This is a genomic window from Streptomyces sp. RK9, assembly GCF_045070545.1.
Classification (GTDB): Bacteria; Actinomycetota; Actinomycetes; order Streptomycetales; family Streptomycetaceae; genus Streptomyces; species Streptomyces alboflavus.
This window is the reverse complement of sequence record NZ_CP173703.1, coordinates 2,483,577-2,502,061: the sequence shown is the minus strand read 5'-3', so window position 1 is coordinate 2,502,061 and position 18,485 is coordinate 2,483,577. Positions and strand designations below refer to the sequence as shown.

The 18,485-nt window shown below is 72.1% G+C and carries 16 protein-coding genes; 7 read left to right on the top strand and 9 right to left on the bottom strand.

Annotated features, from left to right (window positions below):
• Positions 1-13 precede the first annotated feature (13 nt).
• The gene (locus AB6L24_RS10050; RefSeq protein ID WP_405654333.1) at positions 14-985 is read left to right on the top strand and encodes a hypothetical protein; all 972 of its coding nucleotides are present in this window, start codon (positions 14-16) and stop codon (positions 983-985) included.
• 28 nt (positions 986-1,013) lie between these two features.
• On the opposite strand, the gene AB6L24_RS10045 is transcribed toward AB6L24_RS10050, so the two are convergent.
• A complete protein-coding gene (locus tag AB6L24_RS10045) occupies positions 1,014-1,433 on the bottom strand; it encodes a Rieske 2Fe-2S domain-containing protein (protein ID WP_405654331.1) in 420 nt (139 codons plus the stop codon).
• Positions 1,434-1,659: 226 nt separating this feature from the next.
• On the opposite strand from AB6L24_RS10045, the gene AB6L24_RS10040 reads away from it, so the two are divergent.
• Complete coding sequence (locus tag AB6L24_RS10040) at positions 1,660-2,586, top strand: carbohydrate kinase (RefSeq protein WP_405654330.1); 927 nt, start codon at positions 1,660-1,662, stop codon at positions 2,584-2,586.
• 85 nt (positions 2,587-2,671) lie between these two features.
• On the opposite strand, the gene AB6L24_RS10035 is transcribed toward AB6L24_RS10040, so the two are convergent.
• A complete protein-coding gene (locus AB6L24_RS10035; RefSeq protein WP_405654328.1) occupies positions 2,672-3,532 on the bottom strand; it encodes a helix-turn-helix transcriptional regulator in 861 nt (286 codons plus the stop codon).
• Between the two features lie 113 nt (positions 3,533-3,645).
• Here AB6L24_RS10035 and AB6L24_RS10030 point away from each other — a divergent pair, with 113 nt between their 5' ends.
• Positions 3,646-4,215 carry a YceI family protein gene (locus tag AB6L24_RS10030; RefSeq protein WP_405654326.1) on the top strand — a complete coding sequence of 190 codons (570 nt, stop codon included), beginning with the start codon at positions 3,646-3,648 and terminating at the stop codon, positions 4,213-4,215.
• 155 nt (positions 4,216-4,370) lie between these two features.
• Here AB6L24_RS10030 and AB6L24_RS10025 read toward each other — a convergent pair whose 3' ends face one another.
• Together AB6L24_RS10025 and uvrA are read right to left on the bottom strand one after the other, a co-directional pair.
• A complete protein-coding gene (locus AB6L24_RS10025; RefSeq protein WP_405654323.1) occupies positions 4,371-5,162 on the bottom strand; it encodes a crotonase/enoyl-CoA hydratase family protein in 792 nt (263 codons plus the stop codon).
• Positions 5,163-5,326: 164 nt separating this feature from the next.
• Complete coding sequence (uvrA, locus tag AB6L24_RS10020) at positions 5,327-8,413, bottom strand: excinuclease ABC subunit UvrA (RefSeq protein WP_030358789.1); 3,087 nt, start codon at positions 8,411-8,413, stop codon at positions 5,327-5,329.
• 238 nt (positions 8,414-8,651) lie between these two features.
• On the opposite strand from uvrA, the gene AB6L24_RS10015 reads away from it, so the two are divergent.
• Together AB6L24_RS10015 and AB6L24_RS10010 are read left to right on the top strand one after the other, a co-directional pair.
• Positions 8,652-9,377 carry a maleylpyruvate isomerase family mycothiol-dependent enzyme gene (locus AB6L24_RS10015; protein WP_405654319.1) on the top strand — a complete coding sequence of 242 codons (726 nt, stop codon included), beginning with the start codon at positions 8,652-8,654 and terminating at the stop codon, positions 9,375-9,377.
• A 10-nt stretch (positions 9,378-9,387) separates the two neighbouring features.
• On the top strand, positions 9,388-10,044 hold the full coding sequence (locus AB6L24_RS10010; RefSeq protein WP_030358787.1) for an MBL fold metallo-hydrolase: 657 nt from the start codon (positions 9,388-9,390) through the stop codon (positions 10,042-10,044).
• Positions 10,045-10,061: 17 nt separating this feature from the next.
• Here the strand turns inward: AB6L24_RS10010 and aroQ are convergent, their stop codons facing one another.
• Positions 10,062-10,523: a type II 3-dehydroquinate dehydratase gene (gene aroQ / locus AB6L24_RS10005; protein WP_405654316.1), complete on the bottom strand. Its 462-nt coding sequence runs from the start codon at positions 10,521-10,523 to the stop codon at positions 10,062-10,064.
• 83 nt (positions 10,524-10,606) lie between these two features.
• Here aroQ and AB6L24_RS10000 point away from each other — a divergent pair, with 83 nt between their 5' ends.
• Positions 10,607-11,677, top strand: a complete 1,071-nt coding sequence (locus tag AB6L24_RS10000) for a S66 peptidase family protein (protein WP_405654314.1) — start codon at positions 10,607-10,609, stop codon at positions 11,675-11,677.
• A 191-nt stretch (positions 11,678-11,868) separates the two neighbouring features.
• Complete coding sequence (locus AB6L24_RS09995; RefSeq protein WP_405657116.1) at positions 11,869-13,137, top strand: MFS transporter; 1,269 nt, start codon at positions 11,869-11,871, stop codon at positions 13,135-13,137.
• 31 nt (positions 13,138-13,168) lie between these two features.
• On the opposite strand, the gene AB6L24_RS09990 is transcribed toward AB6L24_RS09995, so the two are convergent.
• The 4 genes from AB6L24_RS09990 to AB6L24_RS09975 form a co-directional block, all read right to left on the bottom strand.
• Positions 13,169-14,269, bottom strand: a complete 1,101-nt coding sequence (locus tag AB6L24_RS09990; protein WP_405654312.1) for a calcium:proton antiporter — start codon at positions 14,267-14,269, stop codon at positions 13,169-13,171.
• 206 nt (positions 14,270-14,475) lie between these two features.
• A complete protein-coding gene (locus AB6L24_RS09985) occupies positions 14,476-15,495 on the bottom strand; it encodes a TerC family protein (protein WP_405654310.1) in 1,020 nt (339 codons plus the stop codon).
• Between the two features lie 326 nt (positions 15,496-15,821).
• Positions 15,822-17,819, bottom strand: coding sequence for a TerD family protein (locus tag AB6L24_RS09980; protein WP_405654308.1), 1,998 nt, complete (start codon positions 17,817-17,819; stop codon positions 15,822-15,824).
• A 71-nt stretch (positions 17,820-17,890) separates the two neighbouring features.
• Positions 17,891-18,469 (bottom strand): TerD family protein, encoded by a 579-nt coding sequence (locus AB6L24_RS09975; protein WP_030358780.1) that lies wholly within the window; start codon positions 18,467-18,469, stop codon positions 17,891-17,893.
• Positions 18,470-18,485: the final 16 nt, after the last annotated feature.

Below are 18,485 nucleotides of genomic sequence, written 5' to 3'. Positions count from 1 at the left end.
GAAAGGACCTGCGGTGCGGAACGTCACCCCCCACGCAACGCCCCACGCGACGCCCCTCGCGGACGACACCCCGGCAGACCTCGCCACCGCCCTGCGCACCGGCCCGTTCCACGTCGCCCTGCGCGCCGCCATCGCCGCCCGGCGCCTGCCCCTGCAACGGGTGCGCCACCATCTCGCACGCGCGGGCGTCCACGTCGGCGTGACCAGTCTGAGCTACTGGCAGCAGGGTGCGCGCCGCCCCCAGCGCGCCGAGTCGCTACGGGCCGTACGCGCCCTGGAGGAGATCCTGCGGCTGCCGGACGAATCACTCATCAGGCTTCTCGCCCAGGCCGAGCAGCGTATCAACGCCGAGCGCCCCGCCGCCCGTTCGTACCGTTCCCTGGTGGAGGCCTCCGACGTCCTGCAGAAGCTCCTCGCCGACCTGGAGTCCCCGCTCGACGGCGGCCTGCACACCGTCGGCCACCACGAGCGCATACGCATAGGAGCCCACCGTGAGCTCCTGGGACGCGATTCCCAGCATGTCGTACGCGCCCACACGGACGGGATCGACCGCTATCTGGCCATCCACCACGGGGACCCCGGCTGCGCCCCGGAGCGGATGGAGGTGCGGGCCCTGGAGAACTGCCGCACCGGGCGGGTCCGCTGGCACCACGACACCGGTGTCCTGGTCGCGGAGCTGCTGTTCGACGCCCGGCTCCGCGCGGGCGACACCCATCTGTTCTGCTACGGCTTCGAGGACGGCACGGCCGGGACGAGCGCCGAGTACGTACGCGGCTTCAGCTTCGCCGGCGGCCAGTACGCCCTCCAGGTCCGCTTCACCGAGGACGCCCTGCCCGTGCGCTGCCACCGCTTCACACAGCGGTCGGCGGCGGCGCCGCGCCTCGGCCTGCAGGAGCTGACGCTGAGCGGCAGCCATCGCTCTGTGCACCTCGTGGAGCCGCAGGTGCGGGCCGGGATCATCGGGATCGGGTGGGACTGGGAGTGACCCCTCACGCACTCGGGCCCGCCGGGGTTCAGGCTCCCGGGCCCGCCACGATCTTGCCGCCCGCGACCTTCACCGGCAGCTCCTCCAGGGGCGTCACGGCGGGCTCGCGAAGCACCTTGCCGTTCCGCGCGTCGAACTGGCTGCCGTGGCACTGGCAGGTCAGCTTGGCGCCCTGAAGCTTCTCGATGGGGCACCGGGCGTGCGTGCAGATGCTGCTGAACGCCTTGTACTCGTCGTCGGCGATCCGGCTGACCACCACGTTCTCGTCCGTGTAGAGCTTCGATCCGCCCACCGGCACCTCGTCGGCCGCGCCCAGGTCCACCGGCTCGGTCGGCGCGGAACGGCTGCCGTCGCCACCGGAGGAGCAGGCGGTGAGCCCGAGCCCGACGGCCGGGGCGAGGGCGGCCGCGCGCAGCACGGTGCGGCGGGCGGGGGACGTGCCGGGCATGAAGTCTCCACAGGTCAGGGTGGTTCGGCGACGAATCGACCCTACCGGTGGGCGATCGCGTGACCGGGTGGGGCACCGGGGTGCCCGAGTGTCGCCCGCATCGGTCGCGTCCACCGGGTCTGGCTTTAGCCTGTCCGCAGGCGGAGGCCGGGGCTCCAGGACGTCCGGACCCCGGACGCGCCGAAACGCCCGACCGCCGGAGCCGTACGCCGGGAAGGAACCGTCAGTGATAGTCGTCGCAGGAGAGGCCCTCATCGACCTCGTGCCGCAGGACGGGCTGCGGGGCGCCCTGTCCGCCCTCGCGCCGCGCCTGGGCGGCGGGCCGTACAACACGGCGGTCGCGCTCGGCCGCCTCGGCTCCCCCACCGCCTTCTGCTCCCGGGTCTCCCTCGACGCGTTCGGCGAGGCGCTGCTCGGGGGCCTGCGGGCGGCGGACGTCGACGTGTCGTACGTCCAGCGCGGCCCCGAGCCGACGACCCTGGCCCTGACCTCGATCGACGGCGACGGCTCTGCCGCGTACTCCTTCTACGTGGACGGCACCGCCGACCGCCTGTTCGCCACGCCGCGTCGGGTCCCTGACGGGGTGCGGGCGCTGTCCTTCGGGACCTGCTCGCTCGTCCTGGAGCCGGGCGCGAGCGCGTACGAGGAGCTGATGCGGCGCGAGGCGGCCCGCGGTGTCTTCACGGCGCTCGACCCCAACATCCGCCCGGGCCTCATCGCCGACGCGGACGCCTACCGCGCCCGGTTCAAGAGCTGGCTGCCGTCGGTGGCGCTCCTGAAGCTGTCCGAGGAGGACGCCCGGTGGCTGGGCGGCACGCCCGCGGAGTGGCTGGCGTCGGGCCCGGCGGCCGTGGTGGTGACGCGGGGCGGCGACGGGCTCTCCGTCTTCACGCGCGAGGGCGGCGAGGTCTCGGTGCCGGGCGTCCCGGTCGACGTCGTGGACACGATCGGCGCGGGCGACACGGTGAACGCGGCGCTGCTGCACTCCCTGGCCGCGCGGGACGCCCTGTCCGCGCGGACGGCGGCGGGGCTCGGCGGCGACGCCTGGGCCGAGGTGCTGCGGTTCGCGGCGCGCGCGGCGGCGGTCACCTGCTCGCGGGCGGGGGCGGAGCCGCCGTACGCACGGGAGTTGGACGGGGGCGCGGGGCGCTAGAGCCCGCTTCCGCGGACGCCGGGGCCGGGCCTTGCGGACCGCCTGGCTCCGCGTGCGGATCTCAGCGGCTGACAGCGGGCGGGTCTCAGCCGCTCACCGCGCGCAGACCGCCCGGCTGGCGGCCGTTGAGCCGGTCGAGCGCCGCCGAGGTGGCGTCGTCGGCCGGGAGGTGGACGATCAGGCGCTGGCCGTCGACGTCGGGCAGCGCAAGCGTCTCGTACGAAAGGCGCAGCGCGCCCACCTGCGGGTGCGTCAGGCGCTCCACGCCACTGCGGCGCGGCAGGCCCGGCACGGCCTCGATGCGGTCGGCGAACGGCGCCCCGGCGAGCACCGTCAACTCGTCGACGAGCTGCACCGCATGGGGGTCGATCATCGGCGACTCGTTCCTGAGGTGCGCGATCTGCTCGTCGGCGACGCGGTCCCACTCGGGGAAGACGGTACGGGCCCGTTCGTCGGTGAAGACGAACCGCAGCAGGTTGGGCCGGTCACCGTCGAGCAGGCCGAGGGGGCGGGCGATCCGTTCGTAGCCCGTCGTGTACGTGAGGACGTCGCTGAGCCGGTTGAGCAGCACCGCCGGGGTGGGTTCGAGGCGGTCGACCAGGGCGCGCACGGTGGGCCGCACGGACAGCGCCGGGGGCGGGGCGGCGGAGCAGCAGGGGTTGTCGGCGCCGTTGGCCGCCTTCTCCAGGCGGCGCAGGTGGACGCGCTCCTCGACGGTCAGGCGCAGGGTGTCGGCGAGCGAACCGAGCACGGACGGCGAGGGGTTGCGGTCGCGGCCCTGTTCCAGGCGGGTCAGGTACTCGACGCTGATGCCGGCGAGGGTGGCGACTTCGGAGCGGCGCAGTCCGGGGGTGCGGCGGCGCGGGCCGCTGGGCAGGCCCACTTCGGTGGGGGTGACGGCCTCGCGGCGGGCACGCAGGAAGGCTCCCAGCTCGTTCTCGCTCACCGTTCGAACGTACCAGGGCGGCTCCTGGGGCCGCCGCCCCTGATCGTGGCCCTGCCACTACCAGTCTCCGCCCGGCCTTCCTCGGCTTCGGCGGCCGCCGCAGAGTGGACGGCATGACCACCGAGACCCACACCACTGACGCTGCCACCCCCACCGCCCTGCCGCTGCCGGCCGGCCGCTGGGCGCTCGACCCGCTGCACTCCGCCGTGAACTTCACCATCCGCCACCTGGGCATCTCCAAGGTGCGCGGCCGTTTCACCGAGTTCGACGCGGAGCTGGTGGTGGGCGAGACCCTCGCCGACACGGCGGTGAGCGCCACCATCGCCCTCGCGTCGATCGACACCGGCAACCCGGACCGGGACGCGCACGTCCGCGCCTCCGATCTGCTCGACGTGGAGAAGCGCCCGACGATGGCGTTCCGCTCGGCCCGGATCTCCGGCTCCGGCGAGGACTGGACGATGGCGGGCGAGTTGACCATCGGCGATGTCACCCGCCCGGTGACGCTGGCCGTGGAGTTCGGCGGCCTCGGCGACTTCGGCGACACCCGCCACGCCGGTTTCGAGGCGACGGGCGAGATCCGCCGCAGCGAGTACGGCCTGACGTTCGCCCCCGGCATGCTCGGCGAGGCCGTGAAGATCCAGCTGGACATGCAGTTCCTGGAGCCGGTCAAGGGCGAGGCGTAAGGCCTCGGGCCCCGGAGGATTCAGGCCTGGGCGGTTCAGGTCCGGAAGGACCGAGCCCGGAAGTTCCGGGCCCGCACGAGCCGAGCCCGGAAGGTCCGGGCCCGCACGAGCCGAACCCGGAAGGTCCGGGTCCGCACGAGCCGCGCCCGGGAGGTTCAGCTCGTCCCGAAGGCGCCGTGCCGTCCCGCTCCGGCGGCGAACCGCGCGGCGCCTTCCGCCGCTTCGCCGAGGGCGTGCATGCCGTGGGCCAACTCGCCCGCGAGCGCCTGCTGTTCGGGCAGCCCGTGCTGTTCCCGGGCGGACAGTCGGTCGTGCCGCAGGCAGGTCTGGGGGAACGCGGCGATCTCGGCGGCGAGTTGCTCGGCCGCCGCGCGGGCGGTGCCGTTCGCCACGACCCGGTTGACCAGACCCATGCCCAGCGCCTCGGCCGCGCCGACCGGACGGCCGGTGAGGATGAGATCCATGGCGCGCCCCTCCCCGATGATCCGGGGCAGCCGCACCGTCCCGCCGTCGATGAGCGGCACGCCCCAGCGGCGGCAGAACACCCCGAGCACGGCGTCGTCCTCGGCGACCCTGAGGTCGCACCAGAGGGCGAGTTCCAGGCCGCCCGCGACGGCGTGCCCGGAGATCGCGGCGATGACGGGCTTGGACAGGCTGAGGCGCGTGGGCCCCATCGGCCCGTCGCTCTTCCCGTCGACCTCGGCGACCTCGTTCCCCGACGGCGTCCCCAGCGCCTTCAGGTCGGCACCCGCGCAGAAGGTGCCCCCTTCGCCCCAGAGCACGGCGACCGACGCCTGCGGGTCGGCGTCGAAGTCCCGAAAGGCGTCGGCGAGGGCCCGCGCGGTGGGCCCGTCGACGGCGTTGCGCACGTCGGGCCGTGACAGGACGACCGTGGTGACGGCCCCTGCTCGTTCACTCCGCACGGAAGGGACGGCTGCGGCTGACATCTCGGGCGCCTCCTGGTCGCGGTGGTGCGTCGGGCGGTGGATGCCTTGGACGGTACGCGAGTCGGGCGGTACGCGAGTCGGGCGCGGGAAGAGACGTCAGCGCGCCACCCCTGTGCGGGGCGGCGCGCTGACGTGACGGTCCGTGGCCGGACGGGCGCTCGGCCTCAGGCCTTGCGGGTCCGCGTCGCCGTCTTCTTGGCGGGTGCCTTCTTGGCCGTCGCCTTCTTGGTGGCGGCCTGCTTGGCGGTGGCCGTCTTCTTCGTGGCCGACGCCTTCGTGGGCTCCGACTTGGTGACCGTCGACTTGGTGACGGCGGTCTTCGTGGGGGCCGACTTGGAGGCCACCGTCTTCTTGGCGGTGGTCTTCTTGGTGCTCCGGCGGGCAGCGGGCACCGCCGCGTCGCTGATGCGGTCGGCGGCGATGATGTCGCGCAGGAACTTGCCGGTGTGGCTGGTCGGGACGCCGGCGACCTGCTCGGGGGTGCCTTCGGCGATGACGAGGCCGCCGCCGCTGCCGCCCTCCGGGCCCATGTCGACGACCCAGTCCGCGGTCTTGATCACGTCGAGGTTGTGCTCGATGACGATGACCGTGTTGCCCTTGTCGACCAGGCCGGACAGGACCGTGATCAGCTTGCTGATGTCTTCGAAGTGCAGACCGGTGGTCGGCTCGTCGAGGACGTAGACCGTGCGGCCCGTGGAGCGCTTCTGGAGCTCGCTGGCCAGCTTCACGCGCTGGGCCTCGCCGCCGGAGAGCGTGGGCGCGGACTGGCCGAGCCGGACATAGCCGAGGCCCACGTCGTGGAGGGTCTTCAGGTGCCGGGCGATACCGGGCACCGCTTCGAAGAAGTCGAGCGCCTCCTCGATGGGCATGTCGAGGACCTCGGCGATGGACTTGCCCTTGTAGTGCACGTCCAGGGTCTCGCGGTTGTACCGCGCGCCGTGGCAGACCTCGCAGGGGACGTACACATCCGGGAGGAAGTTCATCTCGATCTTGATGGTGCCGTCGCCGGAGCAGTTCTCGCAGCGGCCGCCCTTGACGTTGAAGGAGAAGCGTCCGGGGAGATAGCCCCTGACCTTCGCCTCCGTGGTCTCCGCGAAGAGCTTGCGGACGTGGTCGAAGACTCCGGTGTACGTCGCCGGGTTCGACCGGGGGGTGCGGCCGATGGGCGACTGGTCGACGTGCACGACCTTGTCGACGAGGTCGTCGCCCTCCACGCGCGTGTGGCGGCCGGGGACCGACCTGGCGCCGTTCAGCTCGCGGGCCAGGTGGGTGTAGAGGATGTCGTTGACCAGGGTGGACTTGCCGGACCCGGAGACGCCGGTGACGGCGGTGAGGACGCCGAGCGGGAAGGAGACGTCGATGTCCTGGAGGTTGTTCTCGCGGGCGCCGTGCACCGTGAGGCGGCGGGTGGGGTCGGCGGGGCGGCGGATGTCGGGGACGGGGATGGCCTTCTTGCCCGACAGGTACTGGCCGGTGACCGACTTGTCGTTGGCGAGCAGTTCCTTCAGGGAGCCGCTGTGCACGACCTTGCCGCCGTGCTCGCCCGCGCCGGGGCCGATGTCCACGACCCAGTCGGCGACCTTGATGGTGTCCTCGTCGTGCTCGACGACGATCAGGGTGTTCCCCATGTCGCGCAGCCGGACGAGGGTCTCGATGAGGCGGTGGTTGTCGCGCTGGTGCAGGCCGATGGACGGCTCGTCCAGGACGTACAGCACGCCGACCAGGCCGGAGCCGATCTGGGTGGCCAGGCGGATGCGCTGGGCCTCGCCGCCGGAGAGGGTGCCCGCGGCGCGGTTCAGGGAGAGGTAGTCCAGGCCGACGTCGACCAGGAAGCGCAGTCGTTCGTTGACCTCCTTCAGGACCCGCTCGGCGATCTTCTTGTCGCGGGCGTCGAGCCGCAGCTCGGCGAGGAAGTCCGCGCAGTCGCTGATCGACATCGCGGAGACCTCGGCGATGGACCGCCCCATGACCGTGACGGCGAGGACGATCGGCTTGAGGCGGGTGCCCTCACAGGTGGGGCAGGGCACCTCGCGCATATAGCCCTCGAAGCGCTCGCGGCTGGCGTCGCTCTCGGCCTCGCTGTGCCGCCGCTTGACGAAGGGGACGGCGCCTTCGAAGGCGGTGGTGTAGACGCGCTCCCTGCCGTACCTGTTGCGGTAGCGCACTTCGATCTGGGTCTTGTGGCCGTGCAGCAGGGCCTTCTTGGCGCGCTGGGGCAGGCCCGCCCAGGGCATGTCCGTGGCGAAGCCGAGCGCGTCGGCGAGGGCACCGACGAGGCGGCCGAAGTAGTCCTTGGTGTGGCCGTGGGACCAGGGGTGGATCGCGCCCTCGTCGAGCGACTTGTCCTCGTCCGGGACGATCAGCTCCGGGTCGACCTCCATGCGCGTGCCGATGCCGGTGCAGTCGGGGCAGGCGCCGAAAGGCGAGTTGAAGGAGAAGGAGCGGGGCTCGAGCTCCTCGAAGGACAGGTCGTCGTACGGGCAGTAGAGGTGCTCCGAGTACATCCGCTCGCGCTCGGGGTCGTCCTCGGGGAGGTCGACGAAGTCCAGGACGACCATGCCGCCGGAGAGGCCGAGCGCGGTCTCCACGGAGTCGGTCAGGCGGCGCTTGGCGGAGTCCTTCACCGTGAGGCGGTCGACGACCACCTCGATGGTGTGCTTCTCCTGCTTCTTCAGCGTGGGCGGCTCGGAGAGCTGGATGGTCGCGCCGTCCACCCGGGCGCGGCTGTACCCCTTGGTCTGGAGGTCGGCGAAGAGGTCGACGAACTCGCCCTTGCGCTCGCGCACCAGCGGTGAGAGCACCTGGAAGCGGCTGCCCTCGGGCAGTTCGAGGACCTTGTCGACGATGGCCTGCGGGGACTGCCGGGAGATCGGGCGGCGGCACTCGGGGCAGTGCGGCTTACCGATGCGCGCGAACAGCAGGCGCAGGTAGTCGTAGACCTCGGTGATGGTGCCGACCGTGGAGCGCGGGTTGCGCGAGGTCGACTTCTGGTCGATGGAGACCGCGGGGGACAGTCCCTCGATGAAGTCGACGTCCGGCTTGTCCATCTGGCCGAGGAACTGGCGGGCGTACGACGAGAGCGACTCGACGTAGCGCCGCTGGCCCTCGGCGAAGATCGTGTCGAACGCGAGCGAGGACTTGCCGGACCCGGACAGACCGGTGAAGACGATGAGGGAGTCACGCGGGAGGTCGAGCGAGACGTTCTTGAGATTGTGCTCGCGCGCGCCACGGACGATGAGACGGTCGGCCACGCCGGTCCGCACCTTTCTTGAGAGAAGTGACAGGGGCGGGGCCCCCGTCGTTCACAGACTAGGGCGACCCACTGACAACGCCGGGCCGGATTCTCTGGTTCGCGAGACCCGGAGGTCGATGAGACCCGGACTACCAAGAATGCCCGATGCCGCAACCGACCTTATAGCACGGACATTCGATTTGCGGGCCTCGCCCACCGCCTTCACCCGAACGTGTGGCGCAGCTATCGTCGGGCCCATGATTGATCATGTGCGCGACCTGGCGTCTGTACGTGACGCGACCGAACGGCTGCTCGCCGCAGCCACCGCATTGGACAACGTTTCGACGGCCGAGCCGTCACGGCTTCCCGGCTGGACGCGGGGCCACGTCCTCGCCCACGTGGCGCGGAACGCCGACGCTCTGGTGAATGTTCTGGCCGGGCGGCCCATGTACGTGAGCGGGGAGGCGCGGGACGCCGACATCGAGCGGGACGCTCCGCGGGCGCTGGACGTGCAGCTCGCCGACCTGCGGGAGTCCGCGGCCCGCTTCCAGGACGAGGGCGCCGCCCCCGCGGACTGGTCCCGCACCGTGGAGCTGCGCAACGGCGTCAAGGACACGGCCGCCAACGTGCCGTTCCGGCGCTGGATCGAGGTGGAGCTGCACCACGTGGACCTCGGCGTCGGCTACGAGCTGGAGGACCTGTCCCCCGAGTTCACCCAGCGCGAGATCAACTTCCTCGTCAACCGCTTCAGGAACCACCCGGGCCTGCCCGCCGTGGACATCCGGCAGGACGACGGCCGCGTGCTCGCCACGGGCGCCGTCGAAGGCGTCACCCTGGAGCAGGTCGAGCAGGGCCACGGGCGCACGGCCGACGTCACCATCAGCGGCCGTCAGGCGGACCTCCTGGGCTGGCTCGCCGGGCGCCGCGACGGGGCCGAGCTGACCGTCGAAGGCGGCTCCCTGCCCGCCCTCCCCCCGCTATAGGCTGAGTCGCATGACGTACAGCGGAGTGGTGAAGGTCGGCGGGCCCGCGGACGTGCACGAGCTGCAGGACCTGATGATCTCGAAGGTCGCGGTCGGCCCGATGGACAACAACGCCTACCTGCTGCGCTGCCGGGCCACCGACGAGCAGCTCCTGATCGACGCGGCGAACGACCCGCAGACGGTGCTGAGCCTCATCGGTGACGACGGCGTCAAGGCCGTCGTCACGACCCACCAGCACGGCGACCACTGGCAGGCCCTCGAGGAGGTCGTCGCGGCGACCGGCGCGCGCACGTACGCGGGCCGCGAGGACGCCGAGGGCATCCCGACGCCGACGGACGTCCTCGTCGACGACGGCGACACCATCACCTTCGGCCGGATCTCGCTCACCGCCCGGCACCTCGTGGGCCACACCCCGGGCTCGATCGCCCTCGTCTACGACGACCCGCACGGCCACCCGCACGTCTTCACCGGCGACTGCCTCTTCCCCGGAGGCGTCGGCAACACCTGGGAGGACCCGGAGCGGTTCGCGAGCCTCATCGAGGGCGTCGAGACGAAGATCTTCGGCACGCTTCCGGACGAGACGTGGGTCTACCCGGGCCACGGCAAGGACACCACGCTGGGCGCCGAGCGTCCGCACCTCGCGGAGTGGCGCGCACGCGGCTGGTGACCCCTGCTGGGGCGGGCCTAGCCCCGCCCCAGCAGCGCCGCCACCCGCTCCACCCCGAACACGTACCCCTGCACTCCGCAGCCCGCGATGACGCCGTCGGCGCGCTGCGAGACGTACGAGTGGTGCCGGAACGCCTCACGCTGGTGGATGTTGGAGATGTGGACCTCCACCACCGGCATGCCGTCGCACGTGTTGAGCGCGTCCAGGATGGCGACCGACGTGTGCGAGTACGCGGCCGGGTTGATGACGATGCCCGCGTGGTGCTCGCGCGCCTCGTGGATCCAGTCGACCAGCTCACCCTCGTGGTTGGACTGCCGCAGGTCCACCGTCCCGCCGTGCGCCGCGGCCGCCTCGGCGCACATCGCCTCGACGTCGGCGAGCGTGTCGGTGCCGTAGATCTCCGGCTGCCGACGGCCCAGGAGGTTCAGGTTGGGCCCGTTCAGGATCAGGACGGGGGCGGTGGCGAGGGTGTGGGGCACAGGGACCTCCGTGCGTCGGACTGCTGCTCACAGACGGTTTATCACGGTGCGGGCGCGGTGAGCCGGGACGTACGCTGCCGGGCATGACACCACCCGGCCGCCCGCACCCGCCGCTGTATCCGCCGAAGCCCGCCCCGGGCGACCGCGTCGCCGTCGTGTCGCCCGCGGCCGGACTGCCGGAGCTCTTCCCGCTCCCCTACGAACTGGGCCTGCGGCGGCTGCGGACGGACTTCCTCCTGGAGCCGGTGGAGTATCCGACGACGCGCAAGATGGGGGCGTCGCCGCAGCAGCGGGCCGACGACCTGCACGCCGCGTTCGCCGATCCGCAGATCAAGGCGATCGTCGCGAGCATCGGCGGCGACGACCAGATCACCGTGCTGCCGTTCCTCGACCGGGAGTTGATCCGGGCGCACCCCAAGCCGTTCTTCGGGTTCAGCGACAACACCAACCTGCACGCCTTCCTGTGGCAGACCGGCGTCGTCAGCTTCCACGGGGCGTCGGTGATGTGCGAGCTGGGGCGACCGGGGGCCATGGCCGCCCCGACCGCCGACTCGCTGCGCGCCGCCCTGTTCACGCCCGGCCCCTACGAGCTGCGCCCCGCCGAGCGCTTCCGTGACATCGACGGCTCCTGGGACGACCCGGCGGCCCTCGCCGTGGAGCCGCCGACGGAGCCGGGCGAGGGCTGGAGCTGGCATCTGCCGGAGGGCGCCGAGCGAGTCGTGGAGGGGCGCTCCTGGGGTGGCTGTCTGGAGGTCCTTGCCGGGCTCCTGATGGCCGACCGCGAGGTCGCCGACCCCGCCGCGTACGACGGGCACGTGCTGTTCCTGGAGACGACGGAGGAACTCCCCTCCCCCGCCGAGGTCTTCCGGATCCTGCGCGCCATGGGCGAGCGCGGACTGCTCGCGCGCTTCGCCGCGCTGATCATGGGCCGCGCCAAGCGCTGGAGCCTCGACCGCCCCAACGGCCCCGAGGAGCGCGTCCGTTACGCCCGCGAGCAGCGCGAGGCCGTACTGGCCGCGCTCTCCGCGTACGCCCCCGCCACCATGGCCGTCTTCGACGTGGACCTCGGGCACACGGATCCGCAGTACGTGATCCCGTACGGCGGCACCGTGCGGGTCGACGGGGACGAGCGGCGGATCACGGTCACGTACTGACACGCGCGCGGGCGGTGCGTCGGCGCCCGCGGGCGGGGCGCGCCGCCGGGCTTTCCGGCGCGCCCTCGGACTCCCGCGCGCCCCCGTAACCGCCCGTCACACCGGGTAGTTGACGCACCGTGCACACCAGTGACTCTCCGTCAGAATCCCAGCCCACAGCCCACAGCACGCCCCAGCCCACGCCCCCTTCGCTGCCCCGGCTCGCCGCCGCGTCGCTCGCCGGGACGGCCATCGAGTTCTACGACTTCTTCATCTACGGCACCGCGGCGGCCCTCGTCCTCGGGCCGCTGTTCTTTCCGACGTTCTCCCCACTGGCGGGAACTCTCGCGGCGTTCGCGACATTCGGAGTGGGCTTCGTGGCCCGGCCGCTCGGCTCCGTGCTCTTCGGGCACCTCGGTGACCGGCGCGGCCGCCGGCCCGTCCTGGTGATCTCGCTGCTCCTGACGGGCCTCGCCACCGTCGCCGTGGGCTGCGTACCGACGTACGAGACGATCGGTGTGGCCGCCCCTGTGCTGCTGCTCGTGCTGCGTTTCGTGCAGGGCGTGGGACTCGGCGGCGAGTGGGGTGGTGCGGTGCTGCTGACCGCCGAGCACGCGCCGCCCGAACGGCGCGCGCTGTGGGCGAGCTTCCCGCAGGTCGGGCCCGCCATCGGGTTCCTGCTGGCCAACGGCGTGACGCTGGCGCTGTCCGCGACCCTGACGGAGGCGCAGTTCGCCTCCTGGGGGTGGCGGATTCCGTTCTGGGGAGCGGGGGTGCTCGCCGTGGCGGGGATCGCGCTGCGTGCCTCGCTCACGGAGAGCCCGGACTTCCTCCAGGTGCGCGAGCACGCGCGCGTACCGCTCGTCGAGGTGGCGCGCGGACACTGGCGGCTCGTGCTGCTCACGGCGGGCGCGCTCGCCGTCGGGTACGCGGTGTTCTACGCCGTCACGACGTGGTCGCTCTCGTACGGCGTGGAGCAGCTCGGTGTCAGCCGTACCGTCATGCTGGCGTGCATCATGGCCGCCGTCGTCGTCAAGGGCGCGCTGACACCCGTGGCGGCCGTCCTGGGCGACCGGTACGGGCGGCGGCCGATGTGCCTGGTGGGGTGCACGGCGATCGCCCTGTGGATGTTCCCCATGGTCGCTCTCCTCGCCACGGGTGAGCCGCTCCTGATGTTCCTGGGCTTCCTGGTGGCGCTGCTTGCGTTCGTCACGATGTTCTCCGTGATCGCCGCGTATCTGCCGGAGCTGTACGAGCCGCGGGTGCGCTGCACGGGGGCGGCGGTGGGCTACAACCTGGCCGGTGTCCTCGGCGGGGCGCTCACGCCGATGGTGGCGACCGCGGCGGCGAGCGGCGAGGGCACCCCGTGGGGTGTGGCGGCGTATCTGACGGCCGTGGCGGTGCTGAGCCTCGGGTGCTTCGCGCTGCTTCCGGAGACGCGGCCCGTGCGCGAGGAGGCGGTGGTGCCGGCCACGGGGTGATCCCGGGGCCGACACCGCCCGCTCCCGCACGTCAGGGGTTGATCGCCAGCTCCAGGTACGCCGCGAACAGCACCAGGTGCACACCGCCCTGCAAGGGCGTCGCGCGGCCGGGCACGACCGTGAGGGTGCCGACGAGGACGGTCAGCACGAGGAGCACCATGTGGGTCGAGCTGAGGCCGAGCACGAGCGGCCCGGACAGCCACACGGAGGCGATGGCGACGGCGGGGATGGTCAGGCCGATGCTGGCCATCGCCGAGCCGAGGGCCAGGTTCAGGCTGGTCTGGACGCGGTTCCGGCGGGCCGCGCGCACGGCCGCGATGGTCTCCGGGAGCAGCACGAGCAGCGCGATGATCACGCCGACGACGGCGTGCGGCAGACCGGCCGACTCGACGCCCGACTCGATGGTGGGCGACACGCCCTTGGCGAGCCCGACGACGCCGATGAGGGCGAGCGCGAGCAGACCGAGACTGATCAGGGCGGTACGGGCGGAGGGGCCTTCGGCATGGTCGTCCTCGTCGACGACCTCTCCCTCCTTGGTGACCGGCAGGAAGTAGTCGCGGTGCCGCACGGTCTGCGTCGCGACGAACAGGCCGTACAGGACGAGGGACGACAGGGCGGCGAACGTGAGCTGTGCCGTGGAGAACTCCGGCCCGGGCTTGGACGTCGTGAAGGTCGGCAGGACCAGGCTGAGCGTGGCCAGCGTGGCGACGGTCGCGAGCGCGGCGCCGGTGCCCTCGGAGTTGAAGACGGCGACGCGGTGGCGCAGGGCGCCGGTCAGCAGACAGAGGCCGAGTATGCCGTTGCAGGTGATCATCACGGCGGCGAAGACGGTGTCGCGGGCCAGCGTGGAGCTCTTGTCGCCGCCGTCGACCATGAGGGTGACGATGAGGGCGACCTCGATGATGGTGACCGCGACGGCCAGGACGAGGGAGCCGAAGGGTTCGCCGACGCGGTGCGCGATGACCTCGGCGTGGTGGACCGCGGCGAGCACCGCTCCGGCGAGGACCGCCGTCACCAGGGCGACGACCACGCCCGACAGGGAGCGCCCCCAGGTGAGGGCGAGGAGGACGATTCCGAGCACGGGCACGGCGGTCGTCCACCGTGCGGCGAGTGCCCGGAGCTTAGGGATCATGTTTTCGATGCTGCCCCGCTCACGGGAGGGCCGCGACTTCATAGGTTCCTTTCATGCGGAAGCGGTGCGCGATGACCTCGGCGTGGTGGACCGCGGCGAGCACCGCTCCGGGTGGTTCTCACACAGTCCGTACCCGCCGGTCCTCACCGGTTCTCACCGGAGGCGCCTTCGAGCCGACTGCGTGCAGAGCGCTCTGACGTCTGCCGTCACGCCTCGACGCTGTCCTTCTGGGCGTCGTCCTTGCCGGTCTGCTCACCGCTGCCGGCCTCGGCCGCATCGCGCTCCGCCTGCTTCTTGGAGGCCATGAGGCTGGTGATCGTGGTGATGATCAGGACACCGCAGATGACGCCGAGCGAGACCGGGATGGAGATCTCGGGGACGTGCACGCCGTTCTCGTGCAGGGCGTGCAGCACGAGCTTCACACCGATGAAGCCGAGGATCACCGACAGGCCGTAGCTCAGGTGGACCAGCTTCTTGAGCAGTCCGCCGATGAGGAAGTACAGCTGCCGCAGGCCCATCAGGGCGAAGGCGTTGGCGGTGAAGACGATGTACGGGTCCTGGGTGAGGCCGAAGATCGCCGGGATGGAGTCCATGGCGAACAGGACGTCGGTCGTGCCGATGGCGAGCATGACGACCATGAGGGGCGTCATGATCTTCTTGCCGTTCTTCCGGATGAAGAGCTTCGTGCCCTCGTACCGGTCGGAGACGCCGAACTTCTTCTCGATGGACTTCAGGAGGCGGTTCTCCTCCCAGTCCTCTTCCTCCTCGTCGGCACGCGCCTCCTGGATGAGCTTCCAGGCGGTGTAGATCAGGAACGCGCCGAAGATGTAGAAGACCCAGGAGAAGTTGGCGATGACCGCGGCGCCGGCGGCGATGAAGATCGCTCGCAGGACCAGGGCGATCAGCACACCGAACAGCAGCACGCGCTGCTGGAGGTGGGAGGGCACCGAGAACTTCGCCATGATCAGGATGAAGACGAAGAGGTTGTCGACGGAGAGCGACTTCTCGGTGATGAAGCCCGCGAAGAACTCGCCGGACGCCTGCGTCTCGCCCGCGAACAGCAGGCCGAGGCCGAAGAGCACGGCGAGGATGATCCAGACGATCGTCCAGATTCCGGCTTCCTTGATCGACACGTCATGGGGCTTGCGCCCGATGAAGAAGTCGACCGCGATCAGGGCACACAGACCGAGAACGGTCGTCACCCACAAGGTCATAGAAACGTCCACTGCGCCTCCGGCGTCGTACGGCTACTGATCAGCGTCGTCGCTGCCGGAGGTCTCTTCCACCCGGGCGCTGTCCGCGCGCCCCGGTCCGACGCCCCGGGACCGATGGCGGTCCGTATTGACGGGTACGTCTCGTCTGGGAGTACTCCCCTCCGCACTGAGAAGAGTACGCGAAAGACCAAGGTTAGGTAAAGGGACCGGCAAACGAGCGCCAAATGGCCAGCTCAGAGGGGTGCGCGGGCACCCGTCAGTCTCTAGGTCGACTTGGCGGCGCCGGTACGGGAGGGACCGGTGGGGCATTTGTCGACTTGGTGACGCGCGGCGGTGGCTCAGCGGCTCCCGGTGCGGCGGGCCGCGCCCACGCGGTCGAGGACGTGGCTGAGGACCTGGCTGCCGGGCGGGGCGAGCGAGGGTTCGTACGTCCACGCGTGGCCCACCCACGGGTCCGCGAGGTGGTCCTCAGGGACCGGGGTGAGGCGCAGCAGGGCCCGCCACAGCGGGTCGAGGAGCGGGCCGTACTCCGAGGCGTCCTCGCGGTCGGCGACCAGCATCAGGTGCACGCCGACGGCGGGGCCCTCGTCCGCGAGGTAGCGCAGCCGGGTCACGGCGCGGTCGTCGAAGCCGTGCGGGAAGTCGTTGACGATCAGGAGGTGCTCGCCGGTGTCCAGGTCCTGCGGCAGCGCGTCGGCCATGCCGCCGCGGACCGCCATCTGGACGAGGTCCACGCGCTGGGTGAGCCGCGTGAGCACGGCGGCGGCGGCCGCGGCGCCGGTCGCGGGCGGCTCGTCCAGGACCCCGGCGCTCACCAGCGGGGCGAACGCGCTCATGCCGCTGCCCGCGGCGTCGATGACGTGCACGGTGAACGCGCCGGGCGGATACGAGGCGAGCAGCCGCGCGGCGTGCGCGACGGCGCTGTCCAGGGCGAGGCGGCGCAGCTGGTCGGCGTCCGCGAGGGAGTCCGTGCCGGAGCGGCCGCTGTCGATCCACAGGCCGCGCTCCAGAGGCAGCCGGACGAGCATGGGGATGCGCAGGTCCGGGCGCTCGGGCAGATGGAGGCCGCCGAGGCGCAGGGCCATGGGGATCTCCATGGGCGCGCGGTACCCCTGCCAGACCGGGCTCGACCAGTCGGCGAACGCCGGGGGCAGGGCGGGCTCGACGACCTCCGCCTCGGCGGCGAGCTGGGCGAGGTCCCGGTCGAGGGCGGCCCGGGCCTGGTCGACGAGGTCGCCGTGGCGGGCGCGGGCGGCCTCGCGCGCGGCGTCGCCGGTGCCGCCGATGCGGCTGCGCGGGTCGGAGAGGACCTTGTCCAGCTCCTGCTCCATGCGGGAGTCGGCGAAGTCCACCGCGCTGCGGTACGCCGACGCGGACCGGGCCAGGTCCTCGAACATGCCCCACACCTGGTTGTACAGCCGCTCCTCCAGGGACCAGCCGGTGGCGTCGCCCGCGACGGGGCGGGCGGGCCGACCGGGGGCGGCGGGCGGCGCGGTGGGCGGAGGCGGTGGGGGCGCGCTGGTCTGGCGGCGGCGCGGGTGGGTGTAGTTCACGGGGCCGCCGTCGCCGGGCTGCGCGGGCGGGGTGGCGTCGCCGGCCGCAGGGGTGACGGGCTCCGGGGGCCGGCCGCCGTCGGCGGGCGCGGGGGTGACGGCCTGGGGGGCGGTGTCGGGGCCCGGCTCGGGTGCCGAGGGCTGTCGACCGGGGCTCGTGTGGCCCTGGGCGGCGGCGCGCACGCGGGTCTCGTCCGCGGGGCGGGGCGGGGGCGCGGCCACCGAGCGGGCGAGGCCGCGCGCCACCGCGTCGTTGATGGCGGTCGCTAGCTCCTGGGCCTCGGGCAGGCCCTGGTCGGCGAGCATGTCGGCGAGTCCGCCGGCGTAGCCCTGGCCGACCGCGCGGACCTTCCAGACGTCCTGCTTGCGATACAGCTCCAGGGCGACGACGGCGGACTCGGCGGACAGGTCCGTGATCGTGTAGCTGGCGATCTCGGTGCCGTCGAGTCCGGTGACGGCCACGAAGGGCGCGGCGACGGTGCCGAAGGTGACCGGGCCCGCGACGCCGACGGGCAGCGCGAGCAGCACGTTGACCTGGTGCGCGCCGTCCGGCAGCGCGCCCAGGTCGACGGCGAGGCGGTGGTCGGCGGCCGCCTGCCGGGACACTTCGAGTCCGGGCAGGGTGGGGGCGCCGGGGTGGGCGACCCAGGAGGTGCCGCGCACCTTGCGCCGGTCGTCGCAGAGGGTCGCACCGGCGACGATCGGCTTCCCGGCCGACACCCGGATCTCGAGGCGGGTGCCGGGAACCGGATGGTTCTGCCCCCTGACCAGCTCGGCGGTCATCGCGTTCGTTCCCCCTTGGTGTAGGCCCCCTCACCGGGCCTGTGTGCGGACTGCCGTCTGGGCGGTGGTGCTCAGAGGTGCGGCAGGATCGACGGCATCAGATCCTGGAAGGTGCGGCCGTTGGCGGGGTTGCCGAGGGCGGTCATCTGCCAGCCGGAGCCCGCGCGGTTGACCTTGGCCATGATCTGGGCGGTGTACTGGCCGCCGCCGTCGAGGGTGTAGCGGGCCAGTTCCTGGCCGTTGGTCTCGTCGACCAGGCGGCAGAAGGCGTTCTGCACTTCCTGGAAGGTCTGGCCGGTGAAGGAGTTCACCGTGAAGACGATCTGGTCGATGTGGACCGGGACGCGCTGCAGGTCGACGAGGATGGCCTCGTCGTCGCCGCCCTGGCCGACGCCGCCGACCAGGTTGTCGCCGGTGTGCCGCACGGAGCCGTCGTCGCTGACGAGGTGCCGGAAGAACACCACGTCGACGGGCTGCTTGTCGGCGAACAGGACGGCCGACGCGTCGAGGTCGATCTCACGCGTGCGCGTGCCGAACAGGCCGCGTCGCGGGGCCGCCTGCCAGCCCAGTCCCATGCGCACCGACGTCAGAGCGCCCCCGTCGTCCTTCTGCAGGCTGATGGCCTGGCCCTTGGTCATGTTGACCGTCACGCGCTGTCCCCTTCTC